Genomic DNA, 5116 nt, shown 5'->3' on the forward strand with positions numbered 1-5116 from the left:
TGTTGTTCAGACCCTTGTGCGAGAGATGCCGTATCGAAAGACGCATTTTGCGTCTGGCCGCCCCGTAGGATTTCAGCTTGTCAGTAATCAGGCGACCGGGGCGAAGCCCCTGCTGTTTCAGCAACCGTGTCAGAAGACGCCTTGCTGCTTTGGTATTCCGTCGGGTCTGCAGGGTTTCATCGAGAACATACCCATCCTGATCGACTGCCCGCCATAGCCAGTGAGGCTTGCCACGGATCACAATCCGCACCTCGTCCAGGTGCCAGACATCATCCGGTCTTGCTGCCTTGCGACGCAGGGAGCGAGCGTAGGCTGTGCCGAACTTCAAGCTCCATCGACGGATCGTCTCATACGAGACGACAATGCCCCGCTTGAGCAGCATTTCTTCGACAAGACGAAAGCTCAGCGGGAAACGGAAATAGAGCCAAACCGCATGAGCGATCAGTTCGCTCGGAAATCGGTGCCGCTTGTAGCTCACAGAGGACGCTCTCATCCCCAGCGTCTAACATGCCGCAGCTAAGGTGACAGCACCGGTCCTGAGCCTAGATCGTAATGCGTGAAGAATGGTTCTGAACCGCTCCGGGATTGGCGCAGACCTATTCACTTGAGAAGAAGGTCTGATGAGCAATTCTGTGAAGAGGTTTTGCCCTGAGGTTCGTGCCCGCTCGGTCCGACTGGTTCGGTAACATAAGGGTGAGCATCCGTCGCGTTGGAGGGCTATGGTATCGATTGCTGGTAAGACTGGCTGTTCGACGCATACGCTGAGCGAATGGGTCAAGAAAGCAAAAGTCGCGACCGGTAAGCGGGCCGCCGTTCGATCTGAGATCGCACATCGGCTCAAGGCACTTGAACGTGAGAACCGGGGCACGCTAACGCAGGTCCTGCGCAAGGCATCGGCTTATTTCGCCTAAACTGGGCTCGACCGTCCCTTTCGGAAATGACACATTTATCGATGGACACCGCGCGGCATTCGGGGTCGAGCCAATCTGCAAGATGCAATAGGCTGCCCCCGTATGCCAATACAGGTCACTTTTCTTCAATCTCCTCGCAGAACCCGGACCAGATTTTCCAACCCAAATCCACGGGTCCTGAGCCTAGGGCCTGTCAGGGGTTGAAACGTGAATGTGGCTGCGTAGCTCATTTAGGATGAGCACGATACAGTCTGTGTTTTTCGATGATGCATGGGCGGTGTGGGAGCCGATGATCGAGGCGCTTCGCATGGACCTGCCATCTTGGTACACGTAATGAGCAGGTTTCTGGTCCTGTCGTCACAGGGCGAATAGATCCAGGAGACACAACTCTCTCTCCTTTCCTCGCCCTGCGGTGCCCAAGCGATGCAAATTCTTCATATCGATTGTAGCCCTCGCCCTGATGGGCAAAGCCGGGTCATCTCGGCGGCTATCGTGGCGCGTCTCCGCGCGCTCGAACCCGACGCTGTCATTGTCTGGCGCGATATCAGTGCTCTGCCGATGCCCGATGCCTCCTACGCTGCGCTTCTGGCACACCCTGATGATGTGGCGCCCCCTGCTGCGCGGGGATCGATTACCTTGTCAGAAACACTCATCAGGGAAATCGAGGATGCCGATGTTCTGGTGCTGGGTACGCCCGTGCATAATTTCACGGTTCCCGCTTCCCTGAAGTCCTGGCTGGACCATGTTGTGCGCGTGAACCGGACGGTTGCGCTAAGTGCTCAAGGCAAGAAGGGCCTTCTGACGGACCGGCCTGTGCTTGTGGGTGTCGCAGCAGGTGGCATCATTCTCGGCGAAGATGCCCAGCAGCCTGATTTTTTTACCCCATATCTCAGGGCGGTTCTGGGCTGTATCGGACTTCATAACCTGCATATTGTTTCGGTTCAGGGTACGGCATTCTGTGATGCCTCCGCGAAGGCCGTGGCCCTGGAGAATGCCCTGTCGGCGCTCTCACCTGTCCTTTCCGCCTGCACCATATTCAAGTCCTCACGCGACATCCCGGCGCCTCATGTCTGAGACAGGCTTCCACGCATGACCGCACCCACGGCTCCGCTCGCGGGACTCATACTCGACAGGCAGAGCACGCGGACCCTGAGCGAGCAGATCGCGGGGCATATCGAAAGCGCCATAAGCTCTGGTGCCTTGCCCGAAGGCAGCCGCCTGCCGTCCTGGCGTGATCTGGCCACACAACTTGGTGTCGCCCGTGGGACCGTGCGTGCCGCCTATGATCGCCTGATCGATCGCGATCTGCTTTACACTGCCGGGGCAGCCGGAACACGCATAGCCTCCCCGCCGGAATGGCCAAGCCGAATGAGACAGGCCGATACGGCCAACCCACCGATGTCTGCTGCGGCATCGCGCCTGGAAGACGAGACTGGTTACGGGCCTCTTGCCCTTTTCCGGCAGAGGGATACCCGGCCACTATCATTTCAGATGGGTGTCCCCGCGCATGATGTGTTTCCTGCCACGCTCTGGGCGCGTCTGCACCGGCAGGCTGTACAGGCTTCTGCGCTCAATACAGGCGTCATGGACCCGCGCGGCCTGCCGGAACTACGAACCGCACTGGCTTCTCACCTTGCTCTGGCACGTGGGCTGGATTGCAGCCCTGATCAGATCCTGATCACAACGGGCTTTCGCAGTGGGCTTGCCATGGTCCTGCGTGCCATTGATTGCGCAGGCAAACAGGCCTGGGTGGAAGATCCGGGCTTTCCCATCACGCGTATGGCGCTCGAAAGTGCCGGTGTACACCCTGTGCCGATTGCGGTGGATGACGAAGGGCTGGATGTCGCGCAGGGGCAAGCCACCGCTCCCGGTGCAGCATTCGCGCTTGTTACCCCCGGTCAGCAGGCACCCATGGGGGTTTCGCTCAGTACAGCGCGTCGCTGTGCCTTGCTGCACTGGGCGCGGCAAGGCAATGGCTGGATCATCGAGGACGATTATCTGGCTGAACTGCATCTGAACGGCCGCTCGCCTCCGGCCCTAGCCTCGGGTGAGCATGCTGATCGTGTGATCCATATCGGTACATTCAGCAAGACACTTGCCCCTATGGTCGGGCTCGGCTTTGTCGTGGCACCGCCCGGCTTGCTCAAACGCCTGACCGAAACTGCCTGGTGGCTGGCCACCCCGCCCAATAACGCGGTGCAGATTGCCGTGACGCAATTCATGCGCGAAGGGCATTATTTCCGACATCTGCGACGCACACGCGAGGCCTATTCCCAACGGCGTGACCTGCTGCACCAGACGTTGCGGCATTGCCGGGCGCCCGCAGCCCATGATGCGGGGTTGTCCGTCATCCTGCCACTCCCCTCGGGCTATGATGATGCCCGGCTGGCACAGCAGGCGCGGGCAGCGTCCCTCGGGATTACGCCACTCTCGGCGTGGTTCGCCAAGGGGTCACGCGCCCGGTCAGGCGTGTTGCTGGGCGTGGCCAATATACGCCCCGAGCAGGTCGAGGCCGATTGTCAGACACTCCTGAGCCTTATGGGCACGGGGCCCTGACAGGGGGGCACAGCCCCCGCTTCCTTGCGCACCCAACTACCCACGCACCCTCCCCTTTTCAATTTCAGGACAAGGATGATCAACCATGCCCGGCTTCCGACGCGGCCTTCTGGCTCTTCCCTTTCTATTTCCGATCTGGGGGTCCAATCAGGCGCGAGCCGACACAGCGCCCGCTCCTGACTCAGCGGCGTTCATTGCCGAAGACCCGGCCCTGTCGAAAATGGTTGGGCGCGCCATTCCGGCTTTGCAATGGCAAACGCTGGACGGGCAGACGCTGGATCTCGCGGCACTGACCCGCAAGGGACCTGTCTATCTCAAGCTCTGGGCCACCTATTGTATTCCCTGTCGCGCCCAGATGCCTAGCTTCGAGGCGCTTTATCAGCGCTACAGGACACGCATGAGTGTCATTGCCGTCGATATCGGCTTTGGGGAAAACCGGGACAAGGTTGCCGCTTTTGTCAAAAAGACCGGACTGACGATGCCGGTCGTGATGGATGACGGCAAGCTGAGCGACTGGCTGCAGATTCGTGCCACTCCCCTGCATGTGTTGATCGACCGCGATGGACGACTGGCCTATCTCGGCCATCAGGATGGCCCAGCCCTCGATGCAGCGCTTGAGCGGGTATCAGCCAGACCACGCACAGCGGGTGAGATCCATTTCGCCGACATAACCCCCGCACCACCGCTGACCACCGGGGAACGGGTTCCCGAGATCACACTGAGCGATACGACAGGTGCCACGGTGCCTCTGCGCCAGTCTGGCGCGACCAAAAGCCACAAGCCCCAGATTGTCCTGTTCACGGCGCCCTGGTGCGAAAGCTATCTCGCCACCATGGACCCGCCGACCGCCCGCGCTTGCGTCAACACACGTCGCGTGGCGCAAAAATTCGTCGGGCACATCGCGGCAGACTGGATTGTCGTGGGGGCACGGCTCTGGACAGAGCCTGCAGACATGGGCCCGTTTCAGACCCTTTACGGCCCCGGATTTCATGTGCTGCTCGATCGGGATAATCTCGCTTTCACGCGTTTTGGTGTGCGTCAGATCCCGGCCGTGGCACTCATTACGAAAGACGGCCGCCTGTCACGGATGATCGACGGATCGGACCCCGATCTGGCCTTGCAGATCAAGGCGTTTGCGCGGGAGAATCAATAAGCTGGCCCCTTGTGTGACCGTCGCTACCACGCTGATGGCGATGCTGAAGCAATGACGCCGAACCGCGCGGGATAACGAAGGTCGAGGATGATCTGTTGATTCATAAGGAGCTGTCACGTTAACCGCCCCCGGCCGAGTGTTTTGTGTTTATGTCGAAATCAGACGCTGAGAGCGGTCGCGCTGCTCCACTGAGCGAAAGCCCTGATCTGGTGGATGTGACGCGAAAGAGCGGTGGTGACGGAGGCGGGCGGGACGAAGAGATTACGAATGGCCGAAAAGACGGAGACGAAGCGCTGACACCCGCCTGGTGAACGGAAGCGCTGCATGGTACGCTCGCGTTTTCGCAGGGGCAGATGGCTGTTCTCTGCCCTGTTGTTCAGACCCTTGTGCGAGAGATGCCGTATCGAAAGACGCATTTTGCGTCTGGCCGCCCCGTAGGATTTCAGCTTGTCAGTAATCAGGCGACCGGGGCGAAGCCCCTGCTGTTTCAGCAACC

At 59.9% G+C, this 5116-nt stretch carries 4 protein-coding genes, 1 pseudogene and 1 other annotated feature; of the genes and pseudogenes, 3 read left to right on the plus strand and 2 right to left on the minus strand.

All coding sequences use genetic code 11. The features are described from left to right. Positions 1-457, minus strand: a pseudogene (locus IEV53_RS14690) (IS6 family transposase); the annotation flags it as partial. Between the two features lie 438 nt (positions 458-895). Further along, positions 896-1011, plus strand: a sequence feature (AL1L pseudoknot). A gap of 323 nt (positions 1012-1334) precedes the next feature. Between IEV53_RS14690 and IEV53_RS14695 the strand changes: the two are divergent. The 3 genes from IEV53_RS14695 (at position 1335) to IEV53_RS14705 (ending at position 4620) form a co-directional block, all read left to right on the plus strand. Then, positions 1335-1985, plus strand: coding sequence for an FMN-dependent NADH-azoreductase (locus tag IEV53_RS14695; protein ID WP_188427582.1), 651 nt, complete (start codon positions 1335-1337; stop codon positions 1983-1985). Positions 1986-2000: 15 nt separating this feature from the next. Next, complete coding sequence (gene pdxR, locus IEV53_RS14700; protein WP_188427583.1) at positions 2001-3467, plus strand: MocR-like pyridoxine biosynthesis transcription factor PdxR; 1467 nt, start codon at positions 2001-2003, stop codon at positions 3465-3467. An 85-nt stretch (positions 3468-3552) separates the two neighbouring features. After that, positions 3553-4620, plus strand: coding sequence for a TlpA family protein disulfide reductase (locus IEV53_RS14705; protein ID WP_188427584.1), 1068 nt, complete (start codon positions 3553-3555; stop codon positions 4618-4620). Between the two features lie 158 nt (positions 4621-4778). Here IEV53_RS14705 and IEV53_RS14710 read toward each other — a convergent pair. Beyond that, positions 4779-5116 (minus strand): DDE-type integrase/transposase/recombinase (locus IEV53_RS14710; protein ID WP_188427585.1); only part of this gene is annotated, 338 nt, incomplete at its 5' end.

It is taken from the genome of Asaia siamensis, assembly GCF_014635085.1.
Taxonomy (GTDB): Bacteria; Pseudomonadota; Alphaproteobacteria; order Acetobacterales; family Acetobacteraceae; genus Asaia; species Asaia siamensis.